Genomic DNA, 19,600 nt, shown 5'->3' on the forward strand with positions numbered 1-19,600 from the left:
CGTCGTGCCTCGTCTCAATCGAGCAGGCGCTGCATGCGCCGATGATCCGGCACCCGTCCCTGCGCATTGGCCAGCCGGGATGAACGCTCGCCAGTCACCTCGAAGTCCAGCCGCGTGTAAAGTCGCTCGGCTGCCGGATTGCTGGTGGCGACATCGAGCACGATCCGTTGCCGATCCATCGAACGGGCCTGTGCCAGCAGGTGCCCGATCAGCGCCTGACCGATGCCGTGCCCACGCCAGGCGGGTGCCACGGCAAGATGCGCGAGGTAATGCATGGCTCCCGTGGGCGGTGGAATCACCGTCTCCACCCGCAATCCGCGGGCGATCACGCCTGCGGCATGACGCCAACCGTAGTGTCGGAAGATCTGCCGCGCCGCCGCCAGCGTGAACGGCCACTTCGTGTCGCCGCCGAAACCGGCCCCGACCGCCACCACCACGCCATGCAACATGCCCACCACATGGTTGCGCCAGCCGAACTCGCCGTCGCCGTCGATGAAGGCCTGGCGCAGGAACGCCTGCGCATCGCCATGCCCAGGCACCGCGAACACGTAGTCGAATGCCGCCGGGCCGGAGCTGTGGATCAGCGGTACGGCACGCGCTGCATCATCCGGTGCGGCGTGGCGAAACCGCACCGTATTATGTCCAACGTGATGCATCAGGGCCTCGGGAAGAGCAACCAGGGGTCGTCCGGCATGCTAGCCCGGCGACCGTGCCCGTACAGTCTTCTGCCCGCAGATTGGCCGCACTTCCCACCGCCTTGGCCGACGCGCCCCCGCCCCTGCGGTCCAGGCCCTAAACTAGGGCGCTTATGCGCGGCCTGATTCCCGACAGCTTCATCGATGAACTGCTTGCCCGCGTCGACATCGTCGACGTGATAGAGCGGCGCGTGCCGCTGAAGAAGGCCGGGCGCGAGTGGACTGCCTGCTGCCCGTTCCACAACGAGCGCTCGCCCTCGTTCTACGTCAGTCCGGCCAAGCAGTTCTTCCACTGTTTCGGCTGCGGTGCGCACGGCAGCGCGGTGAAATTCCTGATGGACTACGATCGGCTGGAGTTTCCCGACGCGGTCGAGGAACTGGCGCAGACGGTCGGCCTGAAGGTGCCGCGCGAAGGCGGTCGCGAAGCCGCGCCGCGCGAGGACAAGACCGATCTCTATGCGCTGCTGGATGCGGCCGCCGGTTGGTACGAGGGCGAGCTGCCGCGCAACGCCGAGGCGCAGGCGTATTGCAGGAAACGCGGACTCGACGCGGCAACCATCAAGCAGTTCCGGCTAGGCTGGGCGCCGGCTGGCTATGACGGCGTGATCAAGGCACTGGGCAACAGCGAGCGACGCATGCAGCTGCTCAACGAAGCCGGCATGGTCGCCAGCAGCGAACGCGGCAGCAAGTACGACCGTTTCCGCGAGCGGCTGATGTTCCCGATCCTCGATCGCCGCGGCCGCGTCATCGCCTTCGGCGGGCGGGTATTGAGTTCGGAGCAATCGCCGAAATACCTCAACTCGCCCGAGACGCCGCTGTTCCACAAGGGCCGCGAGCTGTTCGCGCTGTGGCAGGTGAAGCAGGCCAACGCGAATCTCACGCGGATCATGGTGGTCGAGGGCTACATGGACGTGATCGCACTGCATCAGGCCGGGCTGCCCATTGCGGTGGCCACACTGGGCACGGCGACCACGCCGGAACATACCGAAGTGCTGTTTCGCGCGGCGCCGGACGTGGTGTTCTGTTTCGATGGAGACCGTGCCGGCCGTGCCGCCGCGTGGAAAGCGCTGGAATCCGCGCTGCCGCGATTGCGCGATGGGCGTCAGGCGTACTTCCTGTTCCTGCCCGATGGCGAGGATCCGGACTCGCTGGTGCGCAAGGAGGGCAAGGATGGCTTCGAGCAGCGCATCAAGCAGGCCTTGCCGCTGTCAGACTACTTCTTCAACGAGTTGTCGCACGACGTGGAGATGGGCAGCATCGACGGCCGCGCTCGACTGGCCGAGCGTGCCCGCCCGCTGATCGCGAAACTGCCGGATGGTGCGTTCCGCGACCTGATGGCGCAGGAACTGGAGAAGCGCAGCGGCGCCCGCACGGTGCTGCAGGCTGATCCAGCCGCGCATCGTGCCGTGCAGCGACCGGTGGCTGTGCAACGCAGTCTGGTGCGCAGCGCGATCTCGCTGCTGCTGGCCCAACCCGGATTGGCCGATCAGGTGGAGCGGCCGTACCGTTTCCTGCGCCTGGACAAGCCGGGCGTGGAACTGCTCGCCGAACTGATCGACACGGCCCGCTCGCGCCCCGGCATCAACCCGGCGATGCTGGTGGAGCATTTTGCCGAACGAGCGGAATATCCGTCGCTGCAGAAGCTGATGGCAGCGGTCGCGGTCGGCGAACCCGAGGCGCAGCGCGCCGAGTTCTTCGATGCACTGGCACGCATGGATGACCAGGCCACCACCCAGCGCCGCGATACGCTCACCGCCAAGAGTCGCGAAGGCACACTGGACAGCGCCGAAAAGGCCGAGCTGCGCGAATTGCTGGCTGCGCGCGCACGGCCGGCCGTCGCTCCGGAATGACTTCATGCCGTCCTGCGTGCCAATGGCCGCCAACAGCATCCGGCTTCGTCGGGAGGTCATCACCAGCCGACTGTGGGATCATGCCCCGCTGCCGCAAGGCGGGCTGAGCAAGATGCGCAAGGATATCGATGGATCTGCTTGAACGACTGATCACGATTTTCGCCGAGAACGGCTATGTCGCCGTGTTCATCGCGCTGATGATCTGTGGCGCCGGCCTGCCGTTGCCGGAGGACATTACCCTGGTCGCTGGCGGCGTCATCGCCGGGCTCGGCTACGTCAATGTGCACGGCATGTTCGCGCTGGCGATGTTCGGTGTCTTGCTGGGTGATTCCGCGATCTTCCTGCTCGGTCACCATTACGGCGCGCGCATGCTCAAGTGGCGGCTGGTGGCACGCATACTCACGCCCAAGCGCTATGCGATGGTGCAGGAAAAATTCGTGCGCTACGGCAACCGCATGCTGTTCATCGCGCGCTTCCTGCCCGGCATGCGCACCACGGTCTACATCACCGCCGGCATCAGCCATCGCGTGTCGTTCACGCGCTTCCTGCTGATGGATGGACTGGCTGCGCTGATCAGCGTCCCGTTCTGGGTCTACCTCGGCTATTTCGGCGCCGACAACCACGAGTGGCTGATGAAGTGGGTACGCCGCGGCCAAGGCAGCCTGTGGGCGCTGGTCGGTCTGGTCGTGCTGGCCGTACTGGTGCTGTGGTGGCGGCATCGGCGCCGTACACGCTGCCCGCAGGACTGAACCGCGCGCCACAAAAAGCGGCCAGCGACGCTAACTGCAATAGCGCCGCGCGGTGGAATCACCTGCCCTGGCGAACGAAACGAACGCCAGGAAGCCCGAGACAGCGGGTGACACCGTCGCGACTCATCGCGACGGTGTCACCGCCACATCATGCCGGTTCCACCAGCCGCCACCGAGTGCCTGAAACAGCGCGACCGTATCGGCATAGCGGTTCGCGCGGGCCTGCACCAAGGTGATCTCGGCCTGCCGCCAGGTCTGTTCGGCATTGAGCATGGCGACTTCGCTGATATCACCCAGCGCCAGCTGCTGCTGCGAGATCGCCAGACTCCGCGCGGCAGCACGATCGGCCAGTTCGGCCGAGGCCAGCGCCGCCGCATCGGACTGCACCGCGTGCAGCACGTCGGCCACGTTCTGCACCGCGTCGATCACCGTACTGCGGTACTGCGCGGCGCTCTGCCGATAGGTGGCCTCGGCGGCACGTTGCTTGTGCTTCAGCGAGCCACCGTCGAACAGCGGCGCGGTGATCGCAGCACCGAGATTCCAGAAGCCGGTGCCGGTGCTCAGCAAGGAACTCGCACTGTCCGCCGCGCTGCCGATGTTCGCGGTGATCTGCACGTTCGGCAACCGGTTGGCGATTGCCACACCGACCTGTGCGCTGGCTGCATGCAGCTGTTCGTCGGCCATGCGCACGTCGGGGCGCTGTTCGACCAGTCGCGCCGGCAGGCTCAGCGGCAGTTCGACCGGCAGCTGCAGCGCATCCAGCATGAAGCGGGCATCGATGGTATCGCTCGGCATGCGCCCGCTGAGTGCGGCCAGCAGGTCGCGTTGCTGGGCCAGCTGCTTCTCCAGCGTTGGCAGGGTGGCACGGTTCTGTTCCAGCGCGGCCTGCTGTGCGGCGACGGCAGCCTCGGGGGCATCCCCGAGCGCCTGTTGGTGCTGCAACGTCGCCATGATCTTTTCCTGGCCCGTGATGATGCTGCGGGTGGCATCGATCTGCGCGCGCAACGACGCTTCCTGGATCGCCGCATTGACCAGGTTGGTGGTCAGCGTGAGATAGGTCGCCTCCAGCTGGAAGCGCTGGGCGTTCGCCTGCGCCACCAGCGACTCGACCTGGCGGCGGTTGCCGCCCCACAGATCCGGCGAGTACGAAATGCTGAGTTGCGCCGTGGTGAGGTTGTACAGCGTGCTGTTCGAGGCGACGTTGCTGGACAGTACGTTACCGGTCTTCTGCCTGGTCGGATTGACGCTGGCATCGACGCTGGGGAAATACGCGCCGCGCTGCGCACGCACGCTTTCCCACGCCGCCTGCAACGCTGCCTGCGCCGCGTCGGCGTCGGCGTTGTGTTTCAGCGCATCGTCGATCAGCGCATTCAGGGGTGCCGAATGGAACAGCGTCCACCACTGCCCCGGGATATCCATGTCCTGCACGAGCTGCTGTGCGTTGCCGCCCGGGCCGGGTGCGGCCGCGGTGGTGGTGTGCAGCAGGGCGGTCGGCGCGTAGTCATGCGTGGCCGGCGGCGCCGGGCGCTGGTAATCCGGGCCGACGGCGCATGCGTTGAGCAGCAGGCCGATGCCAAGAGCGAGCAGCGTGTTGCCAACGCACCGTGGCGCGATTTTGTGGAAAGCGTGCATGGTCAGATGTCCTTCGCCGACGGTGCGTGGCCGCGGCGGCGCTCGATGAAACGCTCGATCGCGAAATAGAAGCTGGGCAGGATGTACAGCGTAAGCAGGGTGGCAATCGGCAGGCCGCCGACCACCACGGTGGCCAGGCCGCGCTGCACGTCCGTGCCGATGCCGGTGGCCAATGCTGCCGGCAGCATGCCGACGCTGGCCACGGTCGCCGTCATCAGTACCGGGCGGAAGCGCTCCGCAGCACCGGCCAGCACCGCTTCGGCCAGCGTCAAACCTTCCTTTCGCACACGGTTGATGTTCGACACCATGATGATGCCGTTCTGCACCGCCACGCCGAACAGCGCAATGAAGCCCACCGCGGTGGCGATGTTCAGTGTCTCACCGCGCAGATGCAGCGAGATCAGGCCACCCACGGCAGCCAGCGGCACCACCGCCAGCACCAGGAACGCCTGATGCAGCTTGCCGAACTCGGCGAACAGCAGCACCGCCATGATCGCCAGCACCATGCCGAGCACCACGATCAGGCGCGCCTGTGCACGCTGCGCATTCTGGAAATTGCCGGCCCATTCCAGCCGATAATCCTGTTTGTCGTAGTGCACCTTCGCATCGATCTGCTGCTGGGCGTCAGCCAGGTACTCCGACAGCGCACGGTCGCGGTTGTCGATGCGGATGGTCAGCTCGCGATGATCCTGTTCGTGCGAGATCGTGCTCTCGCCGGTCTTCAGGCTGATATGCGCCACCAGCTTGAGCGGCACCTGGGCGCCGTTGGCCGCGGTCAGCGGCAGCTGGCCGATCGCCTCGATGTTGTTGGCGACTTTGTTCGACACGCGCGCGGTCACGTTGTAGACACGATCACCCACATAGACTTGGGTAATCGGTGCGCCACCGATCGCGGTCTGGATCAGGTTGCTGATGTCGGCGATGTTGATGCCGTAGCGTGCCGCCGCGTCGCGGTCGGCCTCGATCGCCAGTTGCGGGATTGGCGGCTCCTGGAAGATCGATGCATCCGCCGTGCCACGCACATCCCGCAGCACGTCGACGATCTGCCCACCGATGCGGCGCAGTTCCTTGAAGTCGTCGCCGTAGATGCGCAGCACCAGCGGACTGTGCGCGCCACCGACCATGTCGTTCTCGCCATCCACGATCGGCTGGCTGACGCCTACCGTGATGCCGGGAATCTGTTGCATCCGTGCGTTGAACTTGCGCAGGAACTCCGCCTTGGTCTCGCCGTTCGCCCAGCTGCTGTACGGCTTGAGACTAACTGCGGATTCGACATGCGACGGCGTCCACGGATCGGTGCCGCTGTCGTTGCGGCCGAGCTGGGTGACCACATAGGAGACTTCCGGAAATTCGCGCACGGCACGACGCAATTCGGCGGTCATCGCACTGGCCTTGTCCAGCGACAGGCCGGTCGGCATCTGCACCTGCAGCCACAACGAACCTTCATCCAGGTCGGGCAGGAATTCACGCCCGATCGTCGCACCCAGCAGCACCACGCCGAGCAGTGCCACGCCCGCTGTGACATAAACCGTCGGCAACTTGTGCAGCAGGCGGCCCAGACTGTTGTGGTATGCCGCCTGCAGCCGTTCCAGCGGCCTGTTGTGGAACAGCTTGCGCGGCTTGCGCAGCGCGATGTAAGCCAGCCCGGGCGTCAGCGTGACCGTGCACAGCAGCGCGGCCAGCAGCGCATAGCCCACGGTGAAGGCCATCGGCCGGAACAGCTTGCCCTCGGCGTGCTCGAACGCAAACAGCGGCAAGTAGGCAGTGATGATGATCAGCGTGGCGAAGAAGATCGAACGACCGACATGCTTGGTCACCGTCATCACGTCGTCTTCGGTGAGCACCTCGTTGGGTTTCTCCTCGCGCCGGCGCAGGATCGCCTCCATCACCACGATGGTGCCGTCGACGATGACGCCGAAATCGATCGCACCCAGCGAAAACAGGTTCGCCGGCATCCTGGTGAACTGCATCAGGATGAATACGGTAACCAGCGACATCGGGATCGCCACCGCGGCCACCAGCGCCGAACGCGGACTGCCGAGGAAAAGGATCAGCACGATGCAGACCAGGCCGACGCCCTCCATCACGGTGTGGAAGACTTTTTCCTTGGTCGCGTTGACCAGGTCGTCGCGGTCGATGTACGGCACGACGCGCACGTCCTGTGCCGCGAGCCGCTGGTTGAGCTCAGCGACCTTGGCGTGGATGCCTTCGAGCACGCGTGACGGATTCTCGTACTTGAGCAGGTCGACGATGCCCTCGATCGTGTCGGGATTGCTGTCCTTGCCGAGGATGCCTTCGCGCACCTGGTGGCCGTACTGCAACTTGCCCAGGTCGCGCACGTACACCGGCACGCCGTTGCTCTGGACGACCACGATGTCGCCCAGGTCCTTCAGCGTATGCACCATGCCGATGCCGCGCACGATGTACGACTGCTCGCCGCGGGTGATGCGACCACCGCCGGCGTTCGCGGTATTGGCCGAGATCGCGCTGCTGACCTGGCCCACGCTGACGCCGTAGTGCAGCAGCTGGGCCGGGTCGAGCTCGAGCTGGAACTCCTTGGTGAAGCCGCCGAAGTTGTCGACATTGGCGACACCCGGAACCTGCTCCAGCGCGGGCACGATCACCCAGTTCTGCAGCTCCGACAGCTGCATCAGGTTCCTGCTGTCAGATTCCAGCGTGTAGCGATAGATCTCGCCGGCCGGTCCGGACACGGGATCGAGACCCGGGGTGATCCCGGGCGGCAGGGTGACCTGGGCGATCCGCTCCATCACGCGCTGGCGTTCCCAGTAATCCTCCGCACCATCCTTGAACACCAGCGTGATCAGCGACAGCCCGAACGTGCTGCTTGAACGCATGCTCACCAGCCCGGGCGTACCGGCCAGCCCACGCTCCAGTGGCGTGGTGATCTCCTGCTCGATTTCCTCGGCAGCCAGGCCCGGCACCTGGGTGGTGACCTGGGCGGTGACGTCGCTCAGCTCCGGATACGCCTCGATCGCCAGCTGGGTCCAGGAGTAATAGCCGAAGCACGCGACGAGGATCGTCACGACGATGAACAACATGCGCTTCTGGAAGCAGAAGTGGAAGATCGCGTTAATCATTGAGCAGCACTCCGCCCTTCACGATCACGCGATCACCCGCCTTCAGCCCCTTCACCACGCGCGCACCGGCCGTCTCGTCATAGCTGAGCTCGACTGTGCGACGCTCGAACGTCCATGGCGCCACCTCGACGAACACGGTCGTGTTGTCGTTGTTCATAAGCAGCGCCGACTCCGGCACGAACACCTGCGCCGGCTGCGGGATGTCGAAGCTGGCATTCGCGAACATGTTCGGCTTCAGCCGCCCGTCCTCGTTGGCGACGGCGGCGCGTACCATGTCGCGGCGTGTATCCGGCTGCAGCAACGGACTGACGAAGCTGACCCGGCCATGGAAGACCTGATCCGGATAGGCGGACAGCGTGGCATTCACCGATTGCCCCTTGGCGACCAGGGCGATCTCGCTTTCCGGTACGTTGGCGGTGATCCAGACCGTGTCCAGATTGGCGATGGTCATCATCGCGGCTGTGGCATCGTTGACATACATGCCCGGCGCCACCGACAACGCGGTGACGTAACCGCCGACCGGCGCGGTGACATTCATCGCGTGCGCCGCATGCGCACCCGCCGCACCACCTACCGCGGCAAGCCGTGTCTGCGCCCGATTGAACTCCGCCAGCGCCTGGTTGTAGCCACTTTGCGCGGCTTCCAGATCCTTCACCGCATTGCCGCCGGCCTCCTGCACGCCATGCGCGCGATCCAGGCTCTTCTTCGCCAGATCGAGTGCATCGCGCGCCTTGTCCGCATCGGCATAGGCCTGCGCCAGGTCGCCCGAATCGATCACCGCCAGCAACTGGCCGCGACTGACGTGGTCACCCAACCCCACCTTCAATTCGACCACCTTGCCGGTCAAGGCCGGCAGCACATTGGCCGTGCGTGCCGGGTCGGCCTCGACCGTGGCCGGAAAGCTCACCACATGCGGTACATCGCGCATCTCGACCGACTGGATCACCAGTCGCGTACGCAACGGCGACTTCTCGGGCACATGCAGCCTGCCGTGATCGGCAACCATGGCGGGCACTTCCTGCGTGGCCTCATTCGAGCCGTGCGAACAGGCAGCGAGCGACAACGCCAGCACGATGGAGGCCGACAGGCACGACAGGTTTTGAATGGAACGGAACGACATGAGCTTCCCCTTCGGCATGAAGGCATGAACGAACCCGCGGTGGCCGGCGGGCGATGCATACGGCGAGGGAAAGGCAGGCAGTTCGTGGCGAACTGCCTACGCATCCCGGACCGCGGTAAGACCGTCAATGGTCGCCGCGTCCGGGGCGTACTTCAGGGCGAAGAGCGCTTGGGTGCGGCGTCAGTACGGCTGGCTTGGAGGTGGTTGATCGGTTGAGGGCCTACTGTGCAAGAGCCGGTTTCTCCTGTTTGCTCGACGCCGATGACAAAAGTGTTACGACAAGTTGTTTTAGAACGCGCCGTTCTACAGCACGCCGTTGCTGGGGCTCGGCGCTTCGCGAACCAGCCGTTCCTGCAGCAGCCCGGCACGCTCCAGCACCGGGTATGCCAGCGCAGCCAGATGCGAGTGGATGCGCTTGAGATCGCGCAGGATGCGCAGGTAGACGTCGCCGCCACCACCATCGTCACACTGCTCGCGCAGCGCGCGGATATGTCGCTCGGAACTCTCGTTCTCCATCCGCCACAACGCCGGCTTGCGCGCCACCAGCTGCTGCGCTGCGCGCACGTCGCTGCGCAGGAACACCGCCACCGCCAGCTGCAGGCTTTCCATCACCTGGTTGTGCATCGCGGCCAGGTCGAGGATGTCGTCGGCGCTGAAATCCTGGCCGCGCGCGGCCTTCTTCGCGGCGAATTCCATCAGGTTGTTCGCGGTGATGTCGCCGATATGCTCGATATTGATGATGAAGGCGAGAATGTCCTGGCTGCGCTCGCCGTCTTCCTCGTTCAGGGCTTCGCCGCCGAGGTCGGCGAGGTATTCGCGGATCGCCACGCCGAGCCGGTCCAGGGTCGGGTCCATCCGGCTGATCGCGGCAGCGCGCACGCGGTCGTCCTTGCCGAACACCTCGACCAGCCCCTTGAGCATGTTCTCGACCATGTCGAGCATGCGCATCGCCTCGCGCGCGGCATTCGCCAGCGCCACGTTGGCGCTGTCCAGAGCGGCTGGATCGAGATACTGCGGCACCGATGCATCGGACGGTTTCGGCGGCTCCGGCAACAGGCGCACCAGCAACTGCGCAAAGCGCTCGACCGGCAGGATGAACAGCAACGCCAGCGCAAGATTGAACGCAGTGTGGAAATTCACCACGATGCGCGCCGGCGAGGCACCCAGCGGCGCCAGCCACTGCGCGATCAGATGCAGCAGCGGCAGGCAGATCAGGCAGCCGAAGGCACGCACCAGCAGGTTGCCCAACGGCAGCCGCCGTGCCACCGGCGTACCCGCATCGAACAGCGCCGGCAACGTGCCTCCGAGGTTCGCGCCCAGCACCAGCGCCAGCGCACCCGGCGCATCGACCACGCCCGTCGTCGCCAGCGAGACGATCAGCAGCACCACCGCCACACTGGAATGGCAGGCCCAGGTCAGCACCGCCGCGACCAGCAGCGCAATCAACGGCTCGTCCGACAGGCTCTGCAGCACGGCGCGCAACGCCTGCGCGTTCTCCATCGGTGCCATCGTCAGTACCAGAAGGTGCAACGACAGCAGCATCAGGCCCAGGCCGATCGCGACACGACCGAGATTCTCGTAGCGCACATCATCGCTGCGCCGGTGCACTGCCGTACCAAGCAGGATCAGGATCGGCGCAATCACCGCGATGTCGAACGACATCACCTGCACGATCAGCGTGGTGCCGACATTCGCACCCAGCATCACCGCGAGCCCCGGCGCCAGGCCGAGGAAACCGCTGGCGGCAAACGAGGTCGCCATCATGCCGGTGGCGGTACTGCTCTGCAGCAGCGCAGTGATGCACACACCGAACGCGAACGCAGCCGGGCGCCGGCCGAGATAACGGCCCAGCCAGCGACGCAACGCACTGCCATAACCACGCAGCACGCCACTGGTCACCATGTGTGTGCCCCACAGCAACAGCGCGACGTAACCCGCGATGTCGCACAAGGCGAACGTTCCTTTCATCTGATTTCTCCCTGGCGCTCGGCGCCGGTCCGTGACGCGGACCGGCGCCATCGCTCTCAACCGCGTTACAGCCAGTGCGTGTAGCGACGTATGTAGACCAGTTTCATCAACTGGGTCAGCGCGCAGTACGCCAATACCGTCAATGCCAACCAGCCGAAGTACGCGGCAGGCATTTCCATCATGCCGATCTTCGTGCCGATCGCGGTGAAGGGCAGCAGCATGCCGATCACGATGATCGCCGTGGTCAGACCCAGCACCGGTGCCGCAGCACTGCTCTGCAGGAACGGGATCTTGCGCGTGCGGATCATGTGCACCACCAGCGTCTGCGTGAGCAGGCTCTCGATGAACCAGCCTGACTGGAACAGCGACTGATGCGTCGGCGAGTTCGCGCCGAACACGTACCACAACAGCGCGAACGTGGTCATGTCGAACACCGAACTGGTCGGGCCGATCCACACCATGAAGCGGCCGATGTCGCTGGCATCCCACTTGCGCGGCTTGCGCAGGTATTCCTCGTCCATGCGGTCGAACGGAATCGACAGCTGCGAGATGTCGTACAACAGGTTCAACACCAGCACCTGCAGCGGCAGCATCGGCAGGAACGGCAGGAACGCACTCGCAATCAACATGCTCAACACGTTGCCGAAGTTCGAGCTGGCGGTCATCTTGATGTACTTGATGATGTTGCCGAAGGTGATGCGCCCTTCGAGCACGCCCTCCTCCAGCACCATCAGGTTCTTCTCCAGCAGAATGATGTCGGCCGATTCCTTCGCGATGTCGGTGGCGGTATCCACCGAGATGCCGACGTCCGCCTCGCGCAGTGCCGGCGCGTCGTTGATGCCGTCGCCGAGAAAGCCGACCGTATGGCCCTGGCGCTGCAGCGACTTCACCACGCGTGCCTTCTGCAGCGGCGACATCTTGGCGAAGACGGTGGTGCGCTTGACCATCTCATCCAGCGCGGCATCGTCCAGCGGTTCGATATCGCGCCCCTGCGCCGAGTGCGTGACGTCGAGGCCTACTTCGCGGCAGATCTTGCGCGTCACCGCTTCGTTGTCGCCGGTGATGACTTTGACTTCCACGCCATGATGGTGCAGCGCGGCGATAGCCGTGGCGGCACTGTCCTTCGGCGGATCGAGGAAGGCCAGGCAGCCGATCGCGACCATCTCGCTCTCGTCCTTGACGCCGTAGGTATGCGTGGTCGGCGGCTCATGCTTGATCGCCACCACCAGCACGCGCAGGCCATCCTCGTTGAGGTGGTGGGTCATCGCCTTGATCTCGCGCCGCCGCTCGTCGGTCATCCGCACGATGCTGTCGCCATCGCGCTCGGAGGTGCAGATCGCCAGCATCTCCTCGACCGCACCCTTGCAGATCAGCAGGTGCTGGCCGTCGCCGTTGGCGAGCACGACCGACATGCGCCGACGCTGGAAATCGAACGGGATCTCATCGACCACCCGATAGCGCGCGACGGTGCCCTCCAGATCACGATGCGCCAGTACGGCCTTGTCCATCAGGTTCTTCAGACCGGTCTGGAAATGGCTGTTGAGGTAGCCGTATTCCAGCGCATCCTCGGATTCTTCGCCGTTCAGATCCAGGTGCCGCTCCAGCACGATCTTGTCCAGCGTGAGCGTGCCGGTCTTGTCGGTGCACAACACATCCATCGCGCCGAAGTTCTGGATTGCGTTGAGGCGCTTCACCACCACCTTGCGCTTGGACATCGCGATCGCGCCCTTGGCGAGGTTCGCGGTAACGATCAGCGGCAGCATCTCCGGCGTGAGGCCCACCGCGACCGACAGCGCAAACAGCAGCGCCTCGAAGAAGCCGTGCTTGAACCACTGAATGCCCAGAACGACAGGCACCATGACCAGCATGAATCGGATCAACAGCCAGCTGACGCTCTTCACGCCGCGATCGAAGCTGGTCTGCACACGCTGGCCCGTGAGGGTACGCGCAATGGAACCCAGATAGGTACGCGAGCCGGTCGATACCACGACCGCGGCGGCGGTCCCGCTGACCACGTTGGTGCCCATGTAGCAGACGGTGGTGAGGTCGAGCGGGTTGTCGTGGGAGACCCGCTGGTCGCGCTCCCGGACCTGCGCCATGGTGGGCGCGAGCTTCTCCACCGGCAGCGATTCGCCGGTGAGGATGGCCTGGCTGATGAACAGGTCCTTCGCCGTGAGCAAGCGCATGTCGGCAGGCACCATGTCGCCCGCCGCCAAGTGCACGATGTCGCCCGCCACAAGCTCACCCACCGGTACCTCGATGCGCTCGCTATGGCCATCGGAGGCCTTGCGCGTGACCGTGGCGGTATTGCGCACCATCGCCTTCAGGTTCTCGGCGGCGCGCGAAGAACGGTATTCCTGGCTGAAGCTGAGCAGCACGCTGATGCTCACCATCACGGCGATGATGATCGGGCCGGACAGGTCGTCCGGCGTAACGAACACCTGCACCACGGCCAGGATCAGCAGCACGATGATGAACGGGTTCTTGAAGGCCCGCAGCAGCTGGCGCGTCCAGTGCGGCGGCTTCTCGTGCGATACCTCGTTGTGACCGTCGCGGTCCAGCCGGGTCTCGATCTGTTCCTCGTCGAGGCCAGCCGGCGAGGTCTCCAGCGATACCAGCAGCTCGTCGTTCGCGCGGAAGGCTTCCTGCGCCACCATCGCATGCACGGCCACCGCCTTGCCAGCCACCTTGCCTGCGGCAGCCTGATTGAATTGCTTGTTCATGACCCGCTTCCGTGAATTCGCTGATGCCTGCTGCCGGTGCGAGTCGGCGGAATCAATCCGCCAGCTGCGTCACGGTCAGCGCGTTTGGCCGCGCATACGGCCAGAACGGCGCCACCCTTGGCGGGGGCCATCCCTTGCATGACGTATTTGCGACCATCAGCGACTGGATACCAGCGCAAGATGTACGGACGATGGCAGTGCATCGGCCGAGGTCGGCGCATGGCTGGCTGCCACCGGGGTCCGGCGGTGCAATTCGATCACGTTGCTGCCGGCGATCTTTTCGAGCGGCGCGGGCACGGTGACGGTGTACGGACGGCGCACAGCCTCACGACGGCCAGCCAGCAGCCGGCGCAGTGCGCGCAACAGAAGGGTATCGCGAAGGAGCTTCATGGGCCCATCTCCTCGTAACGACGCCTATGGCGTCGTCAGGGGTGGGCCGGACTTTCCCTAGTCGAGGAAAGCACCAGCCGACCGCAGGCGGTCGCCGCAGGCGTTCAACTTGTTGTTATGCGTCGCCGGCATCCGATGCTCGCGGATGACGACGTTGCGACTAGGGTAAACGTCCATATGCCTTGGTTTGTCAGGACTGGGGGCCAGCCGACGCAGTGCGCCGGGAGGCTCGCGCATTGTCGTGCTGCGCTGCGGAAGTGTCAACCCGTACAGGCTGAATGAATGTCAACCCACTGCTTCGAACAGCAGGCCATGCCGCACCATCGGCTCGACCAGCCAGTGGTCGGCCAGCAGGAACGCGAAGAGCGCCATCAGGTACACGATCGAGTACTTGAACACCTTCATCGGGAACAGCTCGTCCGGCGGATTCAGCAGGCGCACCGCGTAATACAGGAAGCCCAAGTCCAGCACGATCGCGCCGCCCAGATAGATCAGGCCACTCATCCCGGTCAGCGCCGGCAGCAGAGTCACCAGCACCAGCAGCACGGTGTAGAACAACACCTGCCAGCGCGTGTACACGATGCCATGGGTGACCGGCAGCATCGGCACCTGCGCCCGCGCGTAATCGTCGCGACGGAAGATCGCCAATGCCCAGAAATGCGGCGGCGTCCACACGAAGATGATCAGGCACAGCTGCAATGCAAATGCGTGCAGGTGGCCGGTGACAGCGGTCCAGCCCAGCACCGGCGGGATCGCGCCGGCGAGGCCGCCGATCACAATGTTCTGCGGTGTGGCGCGTTTCAGGTAGGCCGTGTAGACCAGCGCGTAGCCGATCAGGCCACCGAAGGTGAGCAGTGCGGTCAGCGGATTGACCAGCAGCGCCAGCACCAGCATCGAGGCGATGCCGAGCAACACCGCGAACACCAATACCTGATGTGGCGTGAGCGAACCGGTGGCAAGCGGACGCCGCGCGGTACGTGCCATCAGCTTGTCGATGCGCTCGTCGATCAGATGGTTGAACGCCGCGGCCGAACCGGAAGCCATCCAGATGCCCAGCGTGCCGAACACGAGCGCCCGCCACGGCGGGATGCCCGGCACGGCGAGGAACATGCCGATCACCGCGCAGAACACCAGCAGCGCCACGACGCGCGGCTTGGTCAGTTGCAGGTATTCGCTGAACGATCCCATTTAACGCGGCTCCAGCGACAGGAACATCGACTCGTCATGCCGACGCTGGGTACGCGCCAGTGTGGCCAGCAAGGTGAACAGCAAGAGTGCAGCCACACCATTGTGCGCGGTCGCCACTGCCAGCGGCAAACCGAAGTACACATTGCTGATGCCCAGCAGCACCTGGCTCACCAGGGCCACGGCGACTGCGATGCCAAAGACCCGCAAGCCACGCCGGGCCAGCTTGTGCGACAACCAGCCGAGATAGCAGAACACCACCAGTGCACCGAACCGGTGCACTAGCTGGATCGCGCTACGCGCGGCCATGTCGAGCACACCACCTTCGTAATTGACACCAATGCCCCGCCACAGCACGAAGCCCTGGTGGAAATCCGTGGGTGGTGCCCATTGATTCAGGCACTGCGGGAACGAGCCGGGGCCGTAGCCACAGGCCAGCGCCGCATAATTCGCCGAGGTCCAGCCGCCCAGCGCGATCTGGCAGAACAGCAGCGCCACGCCGATCGTCACCAGCCGGCGCAGGTCCGCCAGCCGGTCGTCCGGCGCCGCGATGCCGGCAAAGCGCAGCGCCGCATACGCCAGCAGCGCGAACGTGGTCATGCCACCGAGCAGATGCCCCATCACCACGATGGGCTTGAGCAGCAGCGTCACCGTCCACATGCCGAGCATCGCCTGGAAAATGATCACCGCCAGCGCCAGTACGCTGATCCACCATGCACCCGGCCGGCGCAATGCGCTGGCTGTGAACAGCGGCAGCGCAATCGCGCACGCCGCCAGCAACGACGACCATCGATGCTCGCCACTGATGTACAGACCGACCCCGACGGCCGCAAACACCGCCGCAACAAGGATCGCCAGCTGGGCGCCGCGCTTGCGCCAGCTCGCCAGCAACGCCAGCACCAGCACCAGCACCCCAAGTGTGCCCGCCAGGAAGCGATGTACCTGCTCACGCCAGGCCTTGTGTGCCTCATACGGGCGATCGGGGAAGGCCGCATCAGCCTTCGCCACTGCCTGCGCATGCTGCGGCCAGGTCGCCTGACCGTAACAGGTCGGCCAGTCCGGGCAGGACAGGCCGGCATTGGACAGCCGTACGAACGCGCCGAACATCACCAGCCCGAACGCGAACACCGCGGCGAGCAGGGACAACCACCGCAGGATTTTCAGGATACCCGACGACATCACTTGATCACCTTCAGCATGTCCCGCAACAGGCCGGGAACATCGAAACCTGCCGGATACAGCGACAGCGCCGTGCCGTTGGATTCAACCAGCACCGCACTGACGCTGTCCGGCGTGGCCGGCACGTAGGCAGCCAGCTTGCCATCGACATCCCGACCCAGCGTCCAGTACGTATCCATCGCGACACGTTGACCCGCATCCGCCGGCGGCACACCGATGTAGAGCAGACGCAGACGCGACTGACTGCGGTTGAGCATCACCCGCGCCTTGGCGATCTCGGTCAGCGTCTCGAAGCACTGCGCGGCACAGTCCGGGCCAGCCAGTGCAATCAGGGTGAGTCGCGGTTCGCTGTCGCGCCATGCATAGTCGTGTTGCCCGTCGGCCAGCTGCACCTGCACTTTCTCGTCGACGAAATTGCGCTGCGGCACGATCGGCTGGCCATTGCCCTTCACACCCGGCTGCCAACCACCCCAGGTGAGCAGGCCCGCGGCGATCATCGGCGCGGCAAACACCAGCGCGATCAGGATCAGGAACATCCGGCTGCGGCGCAATGATTTCGGATCAGCAGTATTCATCGGACTTCATCGTCATTCGGGATCATTCTGAAAATGGGATTCACGCGGCTTACGCCTGCGATTGAGCACCAGCAGGATCACCACCGCCGCGATCGCGAAGGAGAACCACTGGAACGCATAGGCACGATGGCGTGCCGGTGGCATCGAGGAAAAATCGAGCGTGTGAACCCGCACGTAGATCGAAGCCGGATCGGCATCCAACGCCAGCACCCGCGGGTACAGCGGGCGACCGAGGTCATGGGCCACGGCTGCCGGATCCAGAAAGATGCTGCTCTTCGGCCACTGCGTCTGCCGTGCCAGCGCATCGCCACCCATTTCGAAACCGAGCGGCGGCGGTGGCACATACAGACCCTGCAGACTGACATCACCGCTGGGCAATGGCGGCAATTGCGGCACCTGTGCGGTGCCGTTGCCGGGCAGGAAACCGAGGTCCACCAGCAGCACTGGCTGCAACTGGTCGCGCAGCACGAAAGGCACGAAGACCTCGACTCCGCCGCGCTCGTCATGCTGGGGATTGTCCAGCAGGTACAACCGCTCGACGAGATAGCGACCGCTTACCTGCACCCGTGGAAAACCGTCAACCGGCGGTGTCTCGGCCACCTTTGCAAAATCCTGTCGGGGTGCGGAAGCCGATGCGGCATACCGCCGCAGCAGCGCATCCTTGAAGTCGGCACGATGCAGCTGCCAGATGCCCAAACGCACGAACAGCAACGCCCCGGCTGCGGTCAGCAGCAGCGCCCACCACGGCGGACGGCGAAATCCGATCACGCAGCGTATCCGCCGCTGATCGCTATACTGCAACTGTCGAAATGGATCGGATCAATCACGTGGAAACCGTCTACAAATGTGCGCTGGTGGTGGTGCTGCTGGTGGTGATCTTCAGCCTCGGCCAAGCGCTGTACTTCATGATGACCGACAAGGACGACGACAAACGCACCGTCTGGGCGCTGACCCGCCGCATCGGCCTGTCGCTGGTGCTGATCGGCATGGTCGCGTTCGGCATCTGGATGGGTTGGCTGCATCCGCACGACGTCGGCCAGTAATTGTACCCGGCTGCTGTCGGTACTGCGGCCTGACCGCGACAAATCGCGCGCGATGGCGGCTGACTACCGCGGCCGTTGAGTGATCCCTTCGCTCCAACAAAAAGCCCGCCAATGGCGGGCTTTTTGTTGTGCATGTGTCACGACTCTTGTGAAGAGTCCGGCCATGGATGACCGGTTTTGCTCTTCGCGAAACGGATGTCGCGTCAAAGATCAGAGTATGTAGACGAACATGAACAGGCCGAGCCAGACCACGTCGACGAAGTGCCAGTACCAGGCCACCGCCTCGAAGCCGAAGTGGTGGTCCTTGTTGAAGTGACCCTTCAACACGCGGAACCAGATCACCGCCAGCATGATCGTGCCCAAGGTCACGTGCAGGCCGTGGAAGCCGGTCAACAGGAAGAAGGTCGAACCGTAGACGCCACTGTGCAGGGTCAGGTTCAGTTCCTTGTAGGCCTCGATGTACTCGTGCGCCTGGAAGTTCAGGAACAGCGCGCCCAGCAGCACGGTAAGACCCAGGAACACCAGGATCTTGCCGCGATGGCCCGCGCGCAGCGCGTGATGGGCAATCGTCACGGTGACGCTGGAGCTGAGCAGGATCAGCGTGTTCAGCAGCGGCAGGCCCCATGCCGGCACGGTCGAGAATGTGCCGCCGACATGCTCCGGGCCGTTGCCGCCGTTGGCGCCCCACGACGCGGCGTAATTGCTCCACAGGAACTCGTGGGTCAACGTGCCATGGCCGGTGCCGCCGAGCCACGGCACCGAGAACATGCGGATGTAGAACAGCGCGCCGAAGAACGCGCCGAAGAACATCACCTCGGAAAAGATGAACCACATCATGCCCATGCGGAACGAGGTGTCCACCTGGTGGTTGTAGCTGCCCGCCAGCGATTCGTTGATCACCGAGCGGAACCAGCCGAAGAACATGCCCAGCACGCCGATCACGCCTACGGTCAGCACGGTCTTGCCGAAGCCGGCGTCGCCGGGTTCCGCATTCAGCCAGTGCGCAGCACCGAACACGGTGGTGAACATGACCACTGCGGCCACGATCGGCCAGTAGCTCTTGGCCGGAACAAAGTAAGCGTCGTGCTGCTGACCCATGGTGAGACCCCGTGGATTTCTCTTGATGACTTGACCCCGCCATGCCGACCGGGGAATTGCATGCCGATCGTCTAGACACCCAACCGGTTGAAGAAAAACATGTCGCGACTGCGGTATTGCTATTTCATCAGCACGATCTGCACGAACGACACCAAAAAGAACGCCGCCACGATCACCACCAGTATCGTCACGGTGCGCCGCACGCCCTTGCGGCGCTCTGCGTCGAACTGGTCAATCACGGCTTGCTGCATCTTCGGTTGCGTCATGTGGATCCGTGCTCTGGACGCCTCGCCGC

The 19,600-nt window shown here is 64.6% G+C and carries 16 protein-coding genes; 3 read left to right on the forward strand and 13 right to left on the reverse strand.

Going from position 1 to position 19,600, the window contains the following annotated elements:
* Window positions 1–14: 14 nt before the first annotated feature.
* Window positions 15–632, reverse strand: a complete 618-nt coding sequence (locus tag B0E50_RS05135) for an N-acetyltransferase (protein ID WP_254427183.1) — start codon at window positions 630–632, stop codon at window positions 15–17.
* A 176-nt stretch (window positions 633–808) separates the two neighbouring features.
* Here B0E50_RS05135 and dnaG point away from each other — a divergent pair, with 176 nt between their 5' ends.
* On the forward strand, window positions 809–2,545 hold the full coding sequence (gene dnaG / locus B0E50_RS05140) for a DNA primase (protein WP_077440118.1): 1,737 nt from the start codon (window positions 809–811) through the stop codon (window positions 2,543–2,545).
* Window positions 2,546–2,673: 128 nt separating this feature from the next.
* Window positions 2,674–3,294, forward strand: coding sequence for a DedA family protein (locus B0E50_RS05145; RefSeq protein WP_077440119.1), 621 nt, complete (start codon window positions 2,674–2,676; stop codon window positions 3,292–3,294).
* Between the two features lie 123 nt (window positions 3,295–3,417).
* Here B0E50_RS05145 and B0E50_RS05150 read toward each other — a convergent pair whose 3' ends face one another.
* The 10 genes from B0E50_RS05150 to B0E50_RS05195 form a co-directional block, all read right to left on the reverse strand.
* Window positions 3,418–4,926, reverse strand: a complete 1,509-nt coding sequence (locus B0E50_RS05150) for an efflux transporter outer membrane subunit (RefSeq protein WP_077440120.1) — start codon at window positions 4,924–4,926, stop codon at window positions 3,418–3,420.
* 2 nt (window positions 4,927–4,928) lie between these two features.
* Window positions 4,929–8,024 carry a CusA/CzcA family heavy metal efflux RND transporter gene (locus tag B0E50_RS05155; protein ID WP_077440121.1) on the reverse strand — a complete coding sequence of 1,032 codons (3,096 nt, stop codon included), beginning with the start codon at window positions 8,022–8,024 and terminating at the stop codon, window positions 4,929–4,931.
* A complete protein-coding gene (locus tag B0E50_RS05160; protein ID WP_077440282.1) occupies window positions 8,017–9,144 on the reverse strand; it encodes an efflux RND transporter periplasmic adaptor subunit in 1,128 nt (375 codons plus the stop codon). The genes B0E50_RS05155 and B0E50_RS05160 overlap by 8 nt, the downstream gene beginning before the upstream one ends.
* A 303-nt stretch (window positions 9,145–9,447) precedes the next feature.
* The gene (locus B0E50_RS05165; RefSeq protein ID WP_077440122.1) at window positions 9,448–11,112 is read right to left on the reverse strand and encodes a Na/Pi cotransporter family protein; all 1,665 of its coding nucleotides are present in this window, start codon (window positions 11,110–11,112) and stop codon (window positions 9,448–9,450) included.
* A gap of 65 nt (window positions 11,113–11,177) precedes the next feature.
* Window positions 11,178–13,835, reverse strand: a complete 2,658-nt coding sequence (gene mgtA, locus B0E50_RS05170; RefSeq protein ID WP_077440123.1) for a magnesium-translocating P-type ATPase — start codon at window positions 13,833–13,835, stop codon at window positions 11,178–11,180.
* Between the two features lie 156 nt (window positions 13,836–13,991).
* Window positions 13,992–14,225: a hypothetical protein gene (locus B0E50_RS05175; RefSeq protein WP_077440124.1), complete on the reverse strand. Its 234-nt coding sequence runs from the start codon at window positions 14,223–14,225 to the stop codon at window positions 13,992–13,994.
* 285 nt (window positions 14,226–14,510) lie between these two features.
* Window positions 14,511–15,413, reverse strand: a complete 903-nt coding sequence (gene cyoE / locus B0E50_RS05180) for a heme o synthase (RefSeq protein WP_077440125.1) — start codon at window positions 15,411–15,413, stop codon at window positions 14,511–14,513.
* Window positions 15,414–16,589 (reverse strand): COX15/CtaA family protein, encoded by a 1,176-nt coding sequence (locus B0E50_RS05185; protein WP_077440126.1) that lies wholly within the window; start codon window positions 16,587–16,589, stop codon window positions 15,414–15,416.
* A complete protein-coding gene (locus B0E50_RS05190) occupies window positions 16,589–17,164 on the reverse strand; it encodes a hypothetical protein (protein WP_077440127.1) in 576 nt (191 codons plus the stop codon). The genes B0E50_RS05185 and B0E50_RS05190 overlap by 1 nt, the downstream gene beginning before the upstream one ends.
* A gap of 12 nt (window positions 17,165–17,176) precedes the next feature.
* Window positions 17,177–17,932, reverse strand: a complete 756-nt coding sequence (locus B0E50_RS05195; protein WP_077440128.1) for an SURF1 family protein — start codon at window positions 17,930–17,932, stop codon at window positions 17,177–17,179.
* Window positions 17,933–17,991: 59 nt separating this feature from the next.
* Here B0E50_RS05195 and B0E50_RS05200 point away from each other — a divergent pair, with 59 nt between their 5' ends.
* Window positions 17,992–18,207 carry a twin transmembrane helix small protein gene (locus B0E50_RS05200; protein ID WP_077440283.1) on the forward strand — a complete coding sequence of 72 codons (216 nt, stop codon included), beginning with the start codon at window positions 17,992–17,994 and terminating at the stop codon, window positions 18,205–18,207.
* 210 nt (window positions 18,208–18,417) lie between these two features.
* Here the strand turns inward: B0E50_RS05200 and B0E50_RS05205 are convergent, their stop codons facing one another.
* Both B0E50_RS05205 and B0E50_RS18130 read right to left on the reverse strand, forming a co-directional pair.
* Window positions 18,418–19,305 (reverse strand): cytochrome c oxidase subunit 3, encoded by an 888-nt coding sequence (locus tag B0E50_RS05205; RefSeq protein ID WP_077440129.1) that lies wholly within the window; start codon window positions 19,303–19,305, stop codon window positions 18,418–18,420.
* A 119-nt stretch (window positions 19,306–19,424) separates the two neighbouring features.
* Window positions 19,425–19,571, reverse strand: coding sequence for a hypothetical protein (locus B0E50_RS18130; protein ID WP_168170808.1), 147 nt, complete (start codon window positions 19,569–19,571; stop codon window positions 19,425–19,427).
* Between the last annotated feature and the right edge of the window lie 29 nt (window positions 19,572–19,600).

Source organism: Rhodanobacter sp. C01, assembly GCF_002001045.1.
Classification (GTDB): Bacteria; Pseudomonadota; Gammaproteobacteria; order Xanthomonadales; family Rhodanobacteraceae; genus Rhodanobacter.